General features: G+C 62.2%; 14 protein-coding genes. 10 read left to right on the top strand and 4 right to left on the bottom strand.

All coding sequences use genetic code 11. The features are described 5' to 3' along the window. Nucleotides 1-54 precede the first annotated feature (54 nt). The 3 genes from GQB03_RS13060 to atpD are packed head-to-tail and all read right to left on the bottom strand — an operon-like array spanning nucleotide 55 to nucleotide 2,137. Entirely contained in the window at nucleotides 55-360 is a 306-nt protein-coding gene (locus GQB03_RS13060) for an AtpZ/AtpI family protein (protein ID WP_159689937.1), read from the bottom strand. Beyond that, nucleotides 357-755, bottom strand: a complete 399-nt coding sequence (locus GQB03_RS13055) for a F0F1 ATP synthase subunit epsilon (RefSeq protein WP_159689934.1) — start codon at nucleotides 753-755, stop codon at nucleotides 357-359. Before GQB03_RS13055 ends, GQB03_RS13060 begins: the two co-directional genes overlap by 4 nt. Then, nucleotides 752-2,137, bottom strand: coding sequence for a F0F1 ATP synthase subunit beta (atpD, locus tag GQB03_RS13050; protein ID WP_200832218.1), 1,386 nt, complete (start codon nucleotides 2,135-2,137; stop codon nucleotides 752-754). Before atpD ends, GQB03_RS13055 begins: the two co-directional genes overlap by 4 nt. Before the next feature lie 206 nt (nucleotides 2,138-2,343). Between atpD and GQB03_RS13045 the strand changes: the two genes are divergently transcribed. The 10 genes from GQB03_RS13045 to GQB03_RS13000 all read left to right on the top strand — a co-directional run bounded on the left by GQB03_RS13045 (nucleotide 2,344) and on the right by GQB03_RS13000 (nucleotide 13,801). Next, entirely contained in the window at nucleotides 2,344-4,221 is a 1,878-nt protein-coding gene (locus GQB03_RS13045) for an ABC transporter ATP-binding protein (protein WP_159689929.1), read from the top strand. 271 nt (nucleotides 4,222-4,492) lie between these two features. Further along, nucleotides 4,493-5,815, top strand: a complete 1,323-nt coding sequence (locus GQB03_RS13040; RefSeq protein ID WP_159689926.1) for a UDP-glucose dehydrogenase family protein — start codon at nucleotides 4,493-4,495, stop codon at nucleotides 5,813-5,815. Nucleotides 5,816-6,109: 294 nt separating this feature from the next. After that, complete coding sequence (gene cysQ, locus GQB03_RS13035; protein ID WP_159689923.1) at nucleotides 6,110-6,886, top strand: 3'(2'),5'-bisphosphate nucleotidase CysQ; 777 nt, start codon at nucleotides 6,110-6,112, stop codon at nucleotides 6,884-6,886. Between the two features lie 269 nt (nucleotides 6,887-7,155). Then, entirely contained in the window at nucleotides 7,156-8,262 is a 1,107-nt protein-coding gene (locus GQB03_RS13030; protein WP_159689920.1) for a sugar phosphate nucleotidyltransferase, read from the top strand. Between the two features lie 106 nt (nucleotides 8,263-8,368). Beyond that, the gene (locus GQB03_RS13025) at nucleotides 8,369-9,283 is read left to right on the top strand and encodes a transglutaminase family protein (protein WP_159689918.1); all 915 of its coding nucleotides are present in this window, start codon (nucleotides 8,369-8,371) and stop codon (nucleotides 9,281-9,283) included. A gap of 102 nt (nucleotides 9,284-9,385) precedes the next feature. Next, the gene (rfbB, locus tag GQB03_RS13020; RefSeq protein WP_159689916.1) at nucleotides 9,386-10,432 is read left to right on the top strand and encodes a dTDP-glucose 4,6-dehydratase; all 1,047 of its coding nucleotides are present in this window, start codon (nucleotides 9,386-9,388) and stop codon (nucleotides 10,430-10,432) included. Between the two features lie 19 nt (nucleotides 10,433-10,451). Then, nucleotides 10,452-11,351, top strand: a complete 900-nt coding sequence (gene rfbD / locus GQB03_RS13015; protein WP_159689913.1) for a dTDP-4-dehydrorhamnose reductase — start codon at nucleotides 10,452-10,454, stop codon at nucleotides 11,349-11,351. A 44-nt stretch (nucleotides 11,352-11,395) separates the two neighbouring features. Further along, nucleotides 11,396-12,277 (top strand): glucose-1-phosphate thymidylyltransferase RfbA, encoded by an 882-nt coding sequence (rfbA, locus tag GQB03_RS13010; protein WP_159689912.1) that lies wholly within the window; start codon nucleotides 11,396-11,398, stop codon nucleotides 12,275-12,277. Beyond that, entirely contained in the window at nucleotides 12,277-12,825 is a 549-nt protein-coding gene (gene rfbC, locus GQB03_RS13005) for a dTDP-4-dehydrorhamnose 3,5-epimerase (RefSeq protein ID WP_159689909.1), read from the top strand. The genes rfbA and rfbC overlap by 1 nt, the downstream gene beginning before the upstream one ends. Before the next feature lie 235 nt (nucleotides 12,826-13,060). Further along, the gene (locus GQB03_RS13000) at nucleotides 13,061-13,801 is read left to right on the top strand and encodes a PEP-CTERM sorting domain-containing protein (protein WP_159689906.1); all 741 of its coding nucleotides are present in this window, start codon (nucleotides 13,061-13,063) and stop codon (nucleotides 13,799-13,801) included. Nucleotides 13,802-13,859: 58 nt separating this feature from the next. Here GQB03_RS13000 and GQB03_RS12995 read toward each other — a convergent pair whose 3' ends face one another. Next, nucleotides 13,860-15,878, bottom strand: a complete 2,019-nt coding sequence (locus tag GQB03_RS12995; protein ID WP_159689904.1) for a TonB-dependent copper receptor — start codon at nucleotides 15,876-15,878, stop codon at nucleotides 13,860-13,862. Nucleotides 15,879-15,913 lie beyond the last annotated feature (35 nt).

Genomic DNA, 15,913 nt, shown 5'->3' with positions numbered 1-15,913 from the left:
CGCCGCGCGTTTCCGCAGCTTGGCCGCCGGCCCCGGATTGATCGTGCGGACTGCTCACTGATGATCCTCCAGATAGCGATAGACGTTCACCGCACCGATGAGCACGCCGAGCAGGATCAGGCTCACCGTCCAGCGCACCGAGTAGCCGCTCGCCATTGAGTCCAGCCAGCGGCCCAGGTACGCGCCGCCCACCACCGGCAGCACGAACAGGCCCGCGATGGTGCCCATGAAGACGGTGTAGCCGAGCATGCTGCGGCGCTCGCGCTCCCCCTTTTCGATGCGCGTGACGTCCTTGCGCACCGCGTCGCTGAGGGCCTCGCGCTGCTCGCCGGCCGGGCGTTTTTCTGGTGCCGTGCTCATCGCGCCTCCATCCGCCAGAGACGGTCGACAAGGGCCTTCTCGAGCTGGTCGAGGTTGTGGCGCAGGTCGGTGCGTTGTTGCGCTTCGCCCGCGAGTTGGGTTTCAAGCGCGTTGCGCACGGTGTCGAGCCGGTCGCTGACGACGTAGCTGCGGGTGGCGATATAGAGCGACCGGTCGGCAAAGTGCAGCGTGCCGCCCGGTAGCGCCAGGTAGCGCCAATCGCCGGTGGTGCCGCAGCGGAAGCGGGCGAGGCCGAAGTCGAGCACCGTGGCCATCGGCACATGCCCCGCCATCAATCCGAACTGACCCGAGGCATCGCTGCCGACGAAGCTACTGACCTCGGCAAATCGCTCTTGCCGCGTCGCGCTGGCGATCTGCAGGGTGAAGGTGTTCATGTCTTCGGGTCCTGCATGCTGCCGCGCATGTAGCAATCCGCCTCTGCCACATCGTCATAGTCGCCGCGCAGGAAGGCCTCGCAGTCGTCGAGGGTCTGTGCCAGCGGCACCGAAGCGCCCGGGATGCCGGTGTGTTGGGCGACTACGTGGAAGGGCTGGGTCAGGTAGCGCTGCAGCCGTCGCGCACGGGCGACCACGCGGCGGTCGCTCTCCGAGAGCGACTCGATGCCCAGCATGGCGATGATGTCTTCGAGCTCGTGATAGCGGGCAAGGTGCTCGCGTACTGCCTCGGCGACCCGGTAGTGGCGTTCGCCGAGAAAATGCCGGTCCATCATCTTGCTGCTCGAGCGCAGCGGATCCACCGCCGGGTAGATGCCCTTGGCGGCCTGGTTGCGCGAGAGCACTACCATGGTGTCGAGGTGGCTGAAGATGGCGCTCACCGCCGGGTCGGTCATGTCGTCGGCCGGCACGTAGACCGCCTGCACCGAGGTGATGTTGCCGGCGGTGCTGGACGAGATCCGCTCCTCCAGCTCGGCCACCTCGGACAGCAGCGTGGGCTGGTAGCCCACCGTCGCTGGCATGCGCCCGAGCAGGCCGGAGATCTCGCTGCCGGCCTGGACGAAACGGAAGACGTTGTCGATCAGCAGCAGCACATCCTTGCCGACGGTGTCGCGCAGGTATTCGGCATAGGCGAGGCCGGTCAGCCCGACCCGGAAGCGCACGCCGGGCGATTCGTCCATCTGGCCGAAGACCATCACGGTGCGTGGCATCACGCCGGCCTCGCGCATGTCGTGCCACAGTTCGTGACCCTCACGGATGCGCTCGCCGATGCCGGCGAACACCGACACGCCGGCGTGCAACTGGATCACCGCGTTCATGAACTCGGTAATGAGCACGGTCTTGCCCACGCCGGCGCCGCCGAACAGGCCGGTCTTGCCGCCGCGGACGAAGGGGCACAACAGGTCGATGACCTTGATGCCGGTCTCGAGCACGCTTTCCGCGGCCCGCGCCTCGGCGAGCGGTCCGGGCGGCGCCACCAGCGGCCGGCGCCCGGTGGACTCGAAGGGTGCTTCGCCATCGAGGGGCGCACCGAAGACGTCGAGCAGGCGCCCGAGGCATTGCGGGCCGACCGGGATCTCGAGCGGGCCGCCGCCATCCATCACCGCGAGCCCGCGCGCCAGGCCGGCCGTACGGTGCAGGGCGATCGCCCGCACGTGCCGCTCGCCAAGTTCGCGGAAAACCTCGAGCACGCAGCGCTCGCCGTTGGGTTGGGCGAAAAGCGCGCGGTGGAGCGGCGGGGGGTGATCGCAGACGATGTCGACCACCGGGCCCTGGACGGCCTCGATGGTTCCGATCTGCCGGGGTGCTGCGGGCGGAGACATGGACTTCCCGAGTGGATGCGCCATTGGCATCATCGTACGCCGGTTTGAGCAAGGCCGCGGCGCGGCGGTGTTGCGACCCGGCATCACTCCGCCCGTCCAGCGCGCAAGGTGGGCCGTCGGCGGCCCCCTGTTGCGCGGCCGCTTGAACTCCCTGTCAGAATCCGGCTCTTGAACAGCGTGTGCCCGAGTGCGGGCGGGAGAGTTTCTTGTTCCGGTTTTTCGAACGCCTGGTGTACCCCTATCCGGAAGCGGAGCCGACGCGTCCTCCGCGGGGCTTCCTGCGCTTTGTGTGGGCCTGCAGTGAAGGCTTGCGGCCGTATATCGCGGGCATGACGCTGCTCACCGCGATCATCGGCGCGTTCGAGGCGCTGCTCTTTGCAATGCTGGGGCGGGTGGTGGACTGGCTGGGTGCGATCGAGCCTGGCCGCCTGTGGGCCGATGAGCATGGGAGCCTGCTCGCGCTGGCGGCGGTACTGATCGGCAGCGTGGTGCTGGTGGCGCTGCAGACGATGTTCAAGCACCAGGCGCTGGCGGCAAATTTTCCGATGCGCCTGCGCTGGAATTTCCACCGCCTGATGCTCGGTCAGAGCATGGGTTTCTACCAGGACGAGTTCGCAGGGCGCATCGCCACCAAGGTGATGCAGACCGCCTTGGCGGTGCGCGACACCTGGATGATCGCGGCCGACATCCTGGTCTTCGTGACGATCTATTTCGTCACCATCGTAGCGGTGGTCGGGGGCTTCAACGCGTGGATGCTGTTGCCTTTCATCAGCTGGGTGAGTCTTTACCTGATCGCGCTGCGTTATTTCGTGCCACGGCTGTCGCGGGTGGCGCGCGACCAGGCCGATGCGCGTTCGCTGATGACCGGCCGCATCACCGATGCCTACACCAACATCGCCACCGTCAAGCTCTTCTCGCATGCGGGTCGTGAAGCCGACTATGCGCGTGCCGCGATGCAGGATTTCATGGTGCCGGCCTACCGGCAGATGCGATTGGTGAGCGGCTTCGAGGCGGTCAATCACGCCCTCAACATGGGCCTGATCCTGGGTACGGCGGGCGTCGCGCTGTGGTTGTGGATCGACGGGCTGGTGGGCGTCGGGGCGGTGGCGGCAGCCACCGCGATGGCGTTGCGGCTGAACGGGATATCGCACTGGGTGATGTGGGAGATGGCCTCCCTGTTCGAGCACGTGGGCACGGTGCAGGACGGCATCAACACGCTGGCGCGTCCGCGTCTCGTGACGGATCGGAAAGATGCACATCCGCTGACGGTCCATCGTGGCGAAATCCGTTTCGAGGAGGTGAGCTTCAGCTACGGACAGACGTTACGGGAGGGGGCGCGTCCGGTGATCGAACATTTCTCTTTGCGGGTCCGGCCGGGAGAGAAGATTGGGCTGGTCGGACGCTCGGGAGCGGGGAAGTCGACGCTGGTCAATCTGTTGCTGCGATTCCACGATGTTGCCCATGGCAGGATCCTGATCGATGGTGAGGACATTGCCCGGGTAACCCAGGAGAGCCTGCGTGCGCAGGTCGGCATGGTGACCCAGGACACCGCGCTGCTGCATCGGTCGGTGCGCGACAACATCCTTTATGGCAGGCCGGACGCGAGCGATGTGCAGATGATCGCCGCGGCCAAGCGTGCCGAGGCGCACGACTTCATCCAGACGCTCAGTGATCCGTCGGGCCGGCACGGTTACGAGGCACACGTGGGTGAGCGCGGCGTGAAGCTTTCCGGCGGCCAGCGCCAGCGCATCGCGATCGCACGGGTGATGCTCAAGGACGCGCCGATCCTGCTGCTCGATGAAGCCACCAGTGCGCTCGATTCCGAGGTGGAGACGGCGATTCAGGCGAGCCTTTATCGTTTGATGGAAGGCAAGACCGTGGTGGCGATCGCGCACCGGCTGTCGACCATCGCGGCGATGGACCGCCTGGTCGTGATGGATCACGGCCGCATCGTCGAGGAAGGCGACCACCGCAGCCTGCTCGCACTGGGGGGGCTCTATGCGCGGCTTTGGGCGCACCAGAGCGGGGGGTTTCTCGCGGAGGAACTTGATGACGAGGTGGACGGCTTGGCTGTGGTGGACTGAGCGAACCGTTGCCTACAGGATCTGGTGGATAAGTTGTGAATAAGGTGTGGGTGGAGGCGTGAGGCCTCCGCTGGAACTGAGCATTTTTCTCTTGCCCTGATTTTGGGCGACACGATGAATGAATCCGGGGTCCGCGCTTGGCTTCGACAAGACCTTGGGCACAGAATCAACCGATGTCGCTGGAGCGCATCGGCGAGAGACTCTTACTTGCGGTATGTCGGATTTGGTATAACCTGCGCCCCGGCTTGTGAATTTGTCGATTGGAGTCGTCATGAAAATCACCGTGATCGGTACCGGTTATGTGGGGCTGGTGTCGGGCGCCTGCCTGGCGGATGTGGGCAACGATGTGCTGTGTCTCGACGTGGATCCGGCCAAGATCAAGATTCTCGAGGACGGCGGTATTCCGATCCACGAGCCGGGTCTGCTCGAGGTGGTCCGACGCAACGTCGAGGCCGGGCGTCTGTCCTTCACCACCGATGTCGCTCAGGCGGCCCGGCACGGAACCATCCAGTTCATTGCGGTAGGCACCCCGCCCGACGAGGATGGCTCTGCCGACCTTCAGTATGTGCTTGCCGCTGCACGCAATATCGGCAAATACATGGACGGTTACCGGGTGGTCGTGGACAAATCGACCGTACCGGTCGGCACTGGCGACAAGGTGCATGCCGCGCTGACGGACGAGTTGGCCAAGCGCGGCTCCAGCCTCACTTTCAGCGTGGTCTCCAACCCAGAGTTTCTCAAGGAAGGCGCGGCGGTCGATGATTTCATGCGGCCCGACCGCATCGTGGTGGGGGCGGAGGATCCGCAGGCGATCGAACTCATGCGCCAGCTCTACGCGCCATTCCAGCGCAACCACGACAAGCTGGTGTTCATGGACGTGAAGAGCGCCGAACTGACCAAGTATGCGGCCAATGCAATGCTCGCTACCCGCATCAGCTTCATGAACGAGCTGGCCAATCTGGCCGAGACGATGGGCGCCGACATCGAACTGGTCCGCCAGGGGATCGGATCGGACCCGCGCATCGGCTGGCACTTCCTGTACGCGGGTTGCGGCTATGGCGGTTCGTGTTTTCCCAAGGATGTGAAGGCGCTCATCAAGACAGGTCAGGAGAACGGGCACACGCTCAGGGTGCTGACCGCCGTGGAAGAGGCCAACGATGCCCAGAAGCACGTGCTGCTCGAAAAGATCGAGAAACGCTTCGGCAAGGATCTCGCCGGCATGCGTTTCGCCCTGTGGGGCCTGGCTTTCAAGCCCAATACCGACGACATGCGCGATGCCCCGTCGCGCGTGATCATCAAGGAGCTGATCCGGCGTGGCGCGACGGTGTCGGCCTATGATCCGGTGGCGATGCAGGAATCCGAGCGGATTTTTGGTGACGAGCCGGGCCTGAGCTATGCGGGGCGTCCCAAGAGCGCGCTCGAAGGCGCCGACGCACTGGTGATCGTGACCGAATGGAAGGAGTTTCGCAGCCCCGACTTCGAGTCCATCAAGGCGCGGCTGAAGCAGCCGGTGGTGTTCGACGGCCGCAACATGTATGACCCCGCAGTCATGAAAACAGCGGGCATCGAGTATTTCGGGATCGGGCGGGGTTAGTTGTCCGAGCCGACGCTGTCGGCTTCCGGGCGCTCGCCGCTGCCGCAGCGGCTTCGCCCGTTCTGGTTGTGGCGCCGAGGTTGCTCCTGCTGCCTGGCACGTGTTGCCCGGTGACCGCGTTGAGGTGGCTGTTCCGGTTGGAGATGGACCATCTTGAGTGGCGCATCGGCGCCAACAGGTCGACCACGAACCTAGGCTTGGGGAGACGGTCGCGAAGCGGTTGCAACAAGATGGATACTTGTCAGGTGGCGTACAGATGCCGCGCTTGATCCCTTGTGTCGAGGCGTGATTCTCGTGACCGAACATCTTGCTCGGATTGATGTTCTGGAAAAGATACTTCCCGTGGTGCGCGCCGCGGGTGATCTGATCATGATCATTTATGGCGCAGCCTTTTCCACTTGGAGCAAGCGAGATGCTTCACCCGTGACCGAGGCGGACGAAAAGGCTGAAGATCTGATCGTGTCGAGGCTCTCGGCGCTCATACCCGGAATTCCCGTGGTCGCCGAGGAGGCCGTCGCCGCGGGATCTGCTCCTGAAGTCGCTGGGCGCTTCTGGCTCGTCGACCCGCTCGACGGTACGAGGGAATTCATCCGGCGCAATGGCGAGTTCACCGTAAATATCGCCTTGATTGAAGATGGGGCTCCGATACTTGGTACCGTCTTCGCGCCGGCGCTTGGCTTGTTGTTTGCCGGCGTGGTGGGACAAGGTGCGTTCATCGAGGATCAGGCTGGCCGCAGACCGATCGTGTGCCGTCCCCCACCTGCTGACGGACTGACAGTGATGGCCAGCCGCTCGCATGGGGATGAGGTGGCTCTCGAGACTTTCCTTGCCGGACGTGTGATCAAGGAAGTGAGAAGAGCGGGATCGTCGCTCAAGATCTGCTTGATCGCCGCGGGCGAAGCGGATCTTTATCCTCGCCTTGGACGCACCATGGAGTGGGATATTGCAGCAGGTCATGCAGTATTGGCCGCCGCGGGGGGACGGTTGACTCAGGCCGACGGCGCGGTAATGCGTTACGGAAAACCCGGCTTTGAGAATCCGCACTTCGTCGCCAGGGGGGTGGACGCGTGATTCCGACCCTGGTGGTCCCCTCGTTTCCGAGACAGCAATCCGGCGTGCTCGAGATGCATGACGGTTCCCGGGGCCTCGGGTCAAGGAGGCTGGTGCAAGTGACACCGGTGTTCCGAGGGCTCGTCCACACAGATTGCGGCGCTCGTGTCCGTCGAGCCGCCGGGCCCGATGATGATGGCGTGAGAGCACGTTATGATGGCCGCTGTCGGGTGTATTCGTCCCGCGGACAATCCACGCGGCGATCGAACTGAGTATCTGGAAGGAAATGTATGGCAAAAGCGATGATTCTGGCGGCCGGCCAGGGAACGCGGGTGCGCCCGCTGACGAAAGATCTTCCGAAACCCATGGTGCCGATTCTCGGCAAGCCTGTGCTCGAGTACCTGATCGAGCATCTGGCACGATTCGGAATTCGCGAGATCATGATCAACGTCGCGTTCAATCACTGGAAGATTGAAAGCTATTTTGGCGATGGCCATCGTTGGGGCGTAGAGATCGGGTACTCCTATGAGGGCGTGAAAGATCATGGCGATATCGTTCCCAAGCCGCTTGGCTCCGCAGGTGGCATGCGGAAAATCCAGGATTTCGGGGGGTTCTTCGACGAAACGACTCTTGTGATCTGCGGTGACGCGATCATCGATCTGGATATCCGCTCCGCACTGGATGAGCACCGTGCCAAGGGAGCGTTGGCAAGCGTGATCACGCTTGAGGTGCCGATCGAGCAGGTCAAGAACTACGGCGTGGTGGTGGCCGATAGCGGCGGGCGCATCCAATCCTTTCAGGAAAAGCCGAGCCCGGAGGAGGCCCGATCAAATCTGGCGAGCACGGGGATTTATATTTTCGAGCCACAGGTGCTTGATCTCGTTCCGTCAGGCAGGAACTTCGATATCGGTAGCGAGCTTTTTCCGCTGCTGGTCGAGAAGGAACTGCCATTTTTTGCACAGAAGCGTTTTTTCAACTGGATCGACATCGGCCGGCTGAGTGACTATTGGTCAGTATTGCAGCGGGTCTTGCGTGGCGAAATTGCCCAGATGGACATGCCGGGCACGGAAGTCAAGTCGGGCGTATGGGTCGGGCTGAATACTTCGATCGCCTGGGACAGCGTGCAGATTGTCGGTCCGGTGTATATTGGTTCGGGCGTGCGTATCGACCCGGGTGTGTCGATCATGGGGCCCACGTGGATCGGACACGGCTGCCACCTGCGCGCGGGATCGCGGGTCGAGCGCTCTATCCTGTTCGAATATACGCGACTCGGGGAATTCCAGACATTCCGCGATGTGATCATGTCACCACAGTATTGTGTCGATCGAAATGGTGACACCACGTACGTCGGTGACGATACCTGCGTGCTTCGCTGGGGGGATGCAAGAGGGGGCTGAATCGTGCGGCGAGCAGTGGCTCGTTGCTGCTCTGCCGGTCGCGATCCCGCGGTACGATACGAGTTGATGACACGTTCGTGCGTGTTGTGACGATTGGAGGTTGGACTTGCCCGTACTACGCATCAAGCATGTCACCACCTACAGATATGCCCAGCCAGTGAGATTCGCCGAACATCGATTGATGTGCAGGCCGCGTGATTCCCATGATCTGCGCTTGCTCGATACCGGGATCAGCATTTCGCCACCGGCTGCCATGCGGTGGGTCCATGACGTCTTCAGCAACTCCGTGCTGGTAACGAGCTTTGCCGACGAGGCGAACGAGTTGGTGTTCACTTCCACCGTTCTGGCGGAGCACTACCCCTCCGAGCCGGATGTCGATCTGATCGAGGATTACGCAAGAACCTTGCCGTTCAGTTACGACGCCATCGAGATGCCCGATCTTGCGCGCAGCGCGGAGCGCCACTATCGCGACCCGGAGAACCGGGTAGATGCCTGGGTGCGAAAGGTCCGCAGGGAACTCGCGACCGATGACACGCTGAAGGTGCTGGTCGGTATCACGGGGGCCATCAAGTCGGAGTTTGCCTATGCCGCACGTGACGAGGAGGGCACCCAGACGCCGATCGAGACACTGGATCTGGGCTCGGGCAGTTGCAGGGACTTCGCGCTGTTCATGATGGAGGCGGTACGGAGTCTCGGCCTGGCTGCGCGTTTCGTCTCGGGGTATCTCTACGACGAGTCCCTGATCGGCGCCGGTGGCGGGGTCATCGGCGGCGGCGCCACGCACGCCTGGGTGCAGGTCTATCTGCCCGGAGCCGGTTGGGTTCCCTTCGATCCGACCAATGCGATCATCGGCGGCCGTAATCTGCTTCGCGTCGCGGTGGCTCGTGATCCGGCCCAGGCGGCACCACTGTCGGGGAGCTACATCGGGCCGGCAGGCGCATATCTCGGGATGAGCGTGCAGGTTGACGTTACCGTCGAGGCGGGCGGGGGCGAGGTCGCCGAGCCACTGCAGAAAGACTGAAAAGGTACCGCGGCAGATCCATGGCCACGATGCGATTGAATCTGTCTGTGCGGCAGACCCGTCCAGTATCCTTCCACGACTGAGTTGCGAGGGGGGGGCGGCGTGATTCTGGTAACCGGTGGTGCCGGTTTTATTGGTGGCAATTTCGTACTCGACTGGCTTTCCATGTCCGGCGAGCCGGTACTGAACCTGGACAAGCTCACCTATGCCGGGAATCTGGAAACCCTGAAGTCACTCAAGGGTGATGCTCGTCACCTGTTTGTGCACGGCGATATCTGCAACCGTCCCCTGGTCGGCAGCCTGCTGGCGGCGCACAGGCCGCGCGCGATTGTCCATTTTGCTGCCGAGAGTCACGTCGATCGCTCCATCGATGAGCCTGCCGAGTTTGTCCGTACCAATGTCGACGGTACTTTCAGCCTGCTCGAGGCCGCGCGCGCTTATTGGTCCGGGCTCGAGGCGCATGATCGCGGTGCCTTTCGCTTTCTCCATGTCGGTACCGATGAAGTCTATGGCTCGCTCGGTGCCGAAGATCCCCCGTTTGCGGAGACACACCCATACGCTCCGAGCAGCCCGTATTCGGCCAGCAAGGCGGCTTCGGATCATCTGGCGCGTGCGTGGTATCGCACCTACGGGTTGCCGGTGCTCACGACCCACTGCTCGAACAATTACGGCCCGTATCAGTTTCCGGAAAAGCTGATTCCGCTGATGGTCGTCAACGCGCTCGCAGGCAAGGCGCTTCCCGTCTATGGCGACGGAATGAATATGCGTGACTGGCTGTATGTGACGGATCACTGCAGCGCCATCCGTGTGGTGCTCGCGGAGGGGCGACCTGGCGAGACCTACAATATCGGTGGCTGGAATGAAAGGTTCAATATCGGCGTTGTCAAAATCGTTTGTGCCCTGCTTGACGAATTGCGCCCCGATCCTGCCGGCAGCTACAGCCGCTTGATCCGTCATGCGAAGGATCGCCCCGGTCACGATCGTCGCTACGCCGTCGATGCCCGCAAGATCGAGCGAGAACTCCGCTGGCGACCCGCCGAAACGTTTGAAAGTGGCATCCGGAAGACCGTTGAATGGTATCTGGCGAATCCCGAATGGGTTGCGAACGTACAGAGCGGTGCTTATCGCGAGTGGGCCGCAAAGCAGTAAACCTGAGAGGGGTGGAACAATGAAAATTCTGCTCTTCGGCAAGAACGGACAGGTGGGCTGGGAGCTGCAGCGCGCTCTCGCCCCGTTGGGTGAAGTGGTGGCACTCGACCGTCAAGGGAAAGGAAGATTTTCCGGTGATCTCTTGCGGCTTGATCTGCTGGTGGCCACCATCCGGGCCGTGCGTCCTGACGTAATCGTCAATGCGGCTGCCCATACTGCGGTTGACGACGCGGAAGGCGAAGCTGAACTGTCCAGGCAGATCAACGTCCGGGCGCCCGCCGTGATGGCGCGCGAGGCTGCAGCGCTTGGTGCGCTCCTGGTCCACTATTCCACCGACTACGTCTTTGACGGCAGCGGTGATCGGCCGTGGCGCGAAGATGATCCGACCGGGCCGCTATCGATCTATGGCCTCACGAAGCTTGAAGGGGAGCAGGAAATCCATGCTGCGGCTTGTCGGCATTTGATTATCCGGACCAGCTGGGTCTATGCGGTACGCGGTGAAAATTTTGTCAGGACGATACTGCGGCTTGCGCGGGAGCGCGAGCATCTGAAAATCATAACCGATCAGATCGGAGCGCCGACTGGTGCAGAGCTGATTGCGGACTCGACCGCTCATTCAATCCGTGCACTGCAAGAGAGGCCCGAGCTGAGTGGCGTTTATCATCTGGCTGCGGCAGGTGAAACGAGCTGGCATGGCTACGCGAGTTTCGTCATCGAAAACGCCCGGGCCCGTGGTGAACCTCTGACGGTGGCGCCCGGGCGCATCGAGCCGATCGCGGCTGCCGCCGCTCCAGCCCGAGCGAGCCGGCCGCTCAATTCGCGGCTCGATACCGGCCGGTTCCGCCGTACCTTCGGTCTGGTGATGCCCGACTGGCGGTTCGGTGTGGCACGCATGCTCGACGAGATCCTGTCTGGCTGAGAATGCCGGTCCGATACGAACAGAGAGTCCCTGAGGTGCATGCCATGAAAAGAAAAGGAATCATTCTTGCCGGGGGCAATGGTTCTCGTCTTCATCCGGCCACCTTGGCCGTGTCGAAGCAGCTGTTGCCTGTCTATGACAAGCCAATGGTCTATTACCCGCTCAGTACGCTGATGCTGGCCGGGATCCGGGAGATTCTGCTCATCGGAACACCGCAGGATCTGCCTCGCTTCAGGCAATTGCTCGGTGATGGCGGCCAATGGGGCATCGATCTCCAGTATGCGGCTCAACCCAACCCCGAAGGACTCGCGCAGGCTTTCCTCATCGGTGAGAAATTTCTTGACGGATCGGCGAGTGCACTCGTTCTGGGCGACAACCTTTTCTATGGTCATGAGATTGCCGATGATCTGCGCACAGCAGGAAAGCAGGAACACGGTGCGACAGTTTTCGCCTATCCGGTCACCGACCCCGAGCGCTATGGCGTGGTGGAATTTGATCGGGAAGGCAGGGCGATCAGTCTCGAAGAGAAGCCCGTGAGGCCGAAGAGCCGCTACGCGGTTACTGGTCTCTACTTCTACGATTCCCGGGTTGTCGACATCGCCAGGACGCTCAAGCCAAGCACACGGGGTGAACTGGAGATCACGGACGTGAACCGGCAGTATCTACAGTGGGGTGCGCTCGACGTCCGCGTAATGGGACGCGGTCATGCCTGGCTCGATAGCGGAACGCATGAAAGCCTGCTCGAAGCAGGCCTGTTCATTCAGACCATCGAGAAGCGCCAGGGGTTGAAAGTCGCTTGTCCGGAAGAGATTGCCTGGCGCGCTGGCTGGATTGATGGCGAGGCTTTGCGGCGTTTGGCGGCGCCACTTTCGAAGAATGGTTACGGTCAGTATCTTGAGCGGCTGCTCGAGGACAGGGTGTTCTGATGAACGTAGTCGCCACGTCCATTGCCGGCCTTCTGATCCTCGAGCCCAGGCTGTTCGGGGACGAGCGCGGTTTCTTCATGGAAAGCTTCAACGCGCGGACCTTTGCCGATCTGACCGGGCTTCAGGTGAGCTTTGTCCAGGACAATCATTCGCGTTCCCAGCGCGGGGTATTGCGCGGCCTGCATTATCAGCTCAATCAGCCACAGGGCAAGCTGGTGAGGGTTGCAAGTGGCCGGGTTTTCGACGTTGCGGTCGATCTACGCCGTAGCTCGCCAAGCTTCGGGCGTTGGGTGGGGGTCGAGCTTTCGGCCGAGAATCACCGTCAGTTCTGGATTCCCGCGGGGTTCGCTCACGGTTTTTTCGTACTCTCGCAAAGCGCAGATCTCTTCTACAAGGCGACCGACTACTACGCCCCCGATGACGAATATTGTCTAGCCTGGGACGATCCCGGCGTTGGCGTCAAATGGCCTACGGAAGGTATCGAACCGCTGTTGTCGGTAAGGGATCGCGCCGGAAAGTCGCTAGCAGACGCACGAACCTTCAGCTGAACGGGCCGAGTGAATCCCGCGGGGCTCTTCCTCTCCCTGCGCCGGGGCGGAGCCGCGCGAAGGCGCTCTTGGCTGATCCCGTTTTGCTCCATGACGTGGTGCGTCGCCGCCACCGCGCGCGACTGCATACACCAGGCTGAATATGTCAATGGTATTAATTGTTTGACTTGCATTGGTGGCAATGCATATCCTCTGCCGGGCAATGCAGATGGCATTGTTAAAAGGGGAGGTTCTGATGAGAAATACGCTTCTTGCCAGTGGTTTGCTGCTGGCGGTCGTGAATGCCCATGCACTGGAAGCTGGCGATATTGCATTCACTTCTTTCAATACCGACGAAGATGGTTGGGCCATCGTGGCGCTCGCCGATCTTCCGATGGACACGGTGATCTACTTCACCGAGAACGAATGGAACGGGGAGGCGCTTGGTGTCGGCGGTGCGTTCAATTCGGGTGAGGCGGTCTACACATGGTCGCTTGGCGCCGAAGCGGTCGCGGCAGGTGCCGTGGTTCGGTTCAGCGGCGTGAATCGTGCTGCCGATCGCAGCGCGAGCGCAGGAGCGCTGAGCGCAACCGGAACTGCGAACCTGGCGGGCGGTGGCGATGGGCTCTTTGCTTATATTGGCGCCGACGATGCGAACCCGTCCGGCTTTCTGGCGGCGATATCGAACGACGGCTTTGTCGGAGACCAGCTGAACGGCACGGGTCTGATCCTTGGGACCACTGCGGTCGCGCTTGATGCCGGGACCCGCTTCGGTACGTATGTCGGGCCAAGAAGCGGCGCGAGTGTATTCGGAAGCTACGCATCGACGGTGAACAACGCTGCCGACTGGTCGATCTTCAAGGTGGCGAGTGCCGATGCCGAGCCCGATCTCACACCATTTTCGGTCGCTGCCGCAGTACCCGAGCCGGAAAGCTACGCAATGATGCTGGCTGGCCTGGGGCTGCTCGCAGGGATTGCACGGCGTCGCCGCGGCTGAACAGCAGCTTGCCGAGGCCCCGCTGGCAATCGGGGCCTCGTGCGTGGAGCCGGCCGCGTCAGAGCGCGAGCCGCGCTTTCAGCCAGAACGTGCGTCCCGGTTCGTTGACCCGCGTGGTCTGTTCGTAACCATTGATCATTGCCCCACTGCGCGAAATGTGTTCGGCATAGGTCTTGTCGAACAGGTTGTCGATTCCGGCGCTGACAAGGACGTCCTTGCGGACACGGTAGCCGGCATTGATCGAGAACACGCCGAATCCCGCGGTTGGTCCTATATCCTGGCCGACGATGTTTCCGGCGCCGACGTCTACACGGTGCTGACCGCCGACGAGACGCCATAGGGCTCCCGCTGACCAGACCCCTGTGTCATATTCGAGACCGAGCCGGCCTTCGAGGGGCGGGATCTGGGCAAGCGGCGTGCCATCCGTGTCATTCTTGCCATGGACCCAGGCGAGCGTGGCGGTACCCGTCCAGCGCGGTGCGAGTCGGTAGCTCATATCGCTCTCGAGCCCGTAGGTAGTTGCGTCGATGTTGCGCGCGGTGCTGGCGAAGCTGCTTACCAGCGGAAGTTGTTCGATCAGGATGTAGTCACGGTGCTTGGCGTAGAACAGCGAAACCGATGCCTGAAGCGGGCCGGCACGATGAATGGCGCCGAGGTCGAGCTGTGTCGTCTTTTCGGGGGCCAGCGAGAACGTACTGGCCGCTCCGGTCATCATCGGCGAGGTGGCCGCCGGGTTCTTCGTCCGCTCCCAGTAATCGGCTGCACGTTCGCTATGACCGATACCCGCGTAGAGTGTCTTGCCGCCTCCGAGCGCACGTTCCCAGCGCAGAAAGGCTGCCGCGAGGTCGTCGGTTTCCTTCGTGCCGGAGCTTGTCTTGCCGGTGCGTTGATCTTCTGCGGTGCTGCGATCAAGCCGTAATCCGCCGATCACGCGATCAGTGTCATCAAGTTCGTGGGCCAGTTCGGCAAAGATTCCCAGGGTTTCGAAGCGCATGTCCGGCTTTCGGTCCAGGGATTCGTAATCGGGGTCGGACATCATGCTGCTTGCCGAGCGCAGGCTGTGTTCGTTCTTCTGAAAGTCGATGCCGAGATCAAGAACGCTCGATGGGGCGACGTTCAGTGTTGCCGCGATTCGTCCACCAGTCGTTTCGCGGTCCGGGTTGCTGACCATCTTCATGCCGGTCGCGGTGCGAAGCGAGTAATTGTCCATTACGTGGTCGACGTAATTCCGATAGAGCTGCGCTTCGAGCTTTGCCAGCCATGGCGAGATCATGCGTTTCTCGAATTTCAGCCCCACGTTTTCCCGGTCGAACTTGACGCCGTCCATCGATCGGTCGGCATATGCCGCTTCTCCATCGCTTTTCGCCAGGCTCAATTCGATTCGCGTGTTTGCGTCTGGTGTCCAGCCAAGTGCCAGATTCGTGCTCCATCGGGTATATGCCGAATGAATTTCTCGCCCGCTTCCGTCCTCGTAGTTGTTGGCGTCGGACCGGGTTGCCGCGGCATCTGCGTAGAATTGTGGGGTGCCCGTCGCAGCGGTGACGACCTGATCGTTGCGATCGTTGCTCCCGACCAGCAGGCTGCCGTCAAAGCGGCTGCCTGTGCTGTCGAACCGCGGCGGTGTACGCTCGAAGCGGACCACGCCGGCGCTGTTTCCGGGGCCGTAAAGGACCGTCTGAGGCCCCTTTTGAACGATTACCCGATCGTAGGCTTCGGGGAATACATAGGCCGTGGGAGGATCCATGCGCATCCCACAACCGCCGAGAATCATTTCGCCATCGAGGAGAATGCCGAGGCGCGATGCGGCCATTCCGCGAAATACCGGGTCGCCGTCGGTACCGCCCTTGCGGATCACCGAGAAGCCGGGAATGTTCTTGAGCAGATCCGCTCCGTCGTGAGCCGGCATCGGCTGCCGTGGCGCCTTCGGGTCGGTGCTGACCGTCAGCGGGCTCTCCATGGCTGGAGCGGTTACGACGACGGCATCGAGGGCGGTATCCTCGGATGCAAGAGTCGTCCCGGCGTGCAGTGTGGAAAGGGCCAGCGCCAGCGGGCTGAGCCTGAAAACCGTAATGCGCATTGCGTACTCCCGTTATCGGGCCCGGGAGGAGTCCG

The sequence above is a fragment of the Cognatazoarcus halotolerans genome, from assembly GCF_009800965.1.
Classification (GTDB): Bacteria; Pseudomonadota; Gammaproteobacteria; order Burkholderiales; family Rhodocyclaceae; genus Cognatazoarcus; species Cognatazoarcus halotolerans.
Note: the sequence above shows the minus strand (reverse complement) of the source record. Positions and strands in the feature narration are given on the sequence as shown.

Coding starts and splice junctions, on each gene's coding strand:
- GQB03_RS13060 (WP_159689937.1), bottom strand. CDS start 360: ATGAGCACGGCACCAGAAAAACGCCCGGCCGGCGAGCAGCGCGAGGCC.
- GQB03_RS13055 (WP_159689934.1), bottom strand. CDS start 755: ATGAACACCTTCACCCTGCAGATCGCCAGCGCGACGCGGCAAGAGCGA.
- atpD (WP_200832218.1), bottom strand. CDS start 2,137: ATGTCTCCGCCCGCAGCACCCCGGCAGATCGGAACCATCGAGGCCGTC.
- GQB03_RS13040 (WP_159689926.1), top strand. CDS start 4,493: ATGAAAATCACCGTGATCGGTACCGGTTATGTGGGGCTGGTGTCGGGC.
- GQB03_RS13030 (WP_159689920.1), top strand. CDS start 7,156: ATGGCAAAAGCGATGATTCTGGCGGCCGGCCAGGGAACGCGGGTGCGC.
- rfbD (WP_159689913.1), top strand. CDS start 10,452: ATGAAAATTCTGCTCTTCGGCAAGAACGGACAGGTGGGCTGGGAGCTG.
- rfbA (WP_159689912.1), top strand. CDS start 11,396: ATGAAAAGAAAAGGAATCATTCTTGCCGGGGGCAATGGTTCTCGTCTT.
- rfbC (WP_159689909.1), top strand. CDS start 12,277: ATGAACGTAGTCGCCACGTCCATTGCCGGCCTTCTGATCCTCGAGCCC.
- GQB03_RS13000 (WP_159689906.1), top strand. CDS start 13,061: ATGAGAAATACGCTTCTTGCCAGTGGTTTGCTGCTGGCGGTCGTGAAT.
- GQB03_RS12995 (WP_159689904.1), bottom strand. CDS start 15,878: ATGCGCATTACGGTTTTCAGGCTCAGCCCGCTGGCGCTGGCCCTTTCC.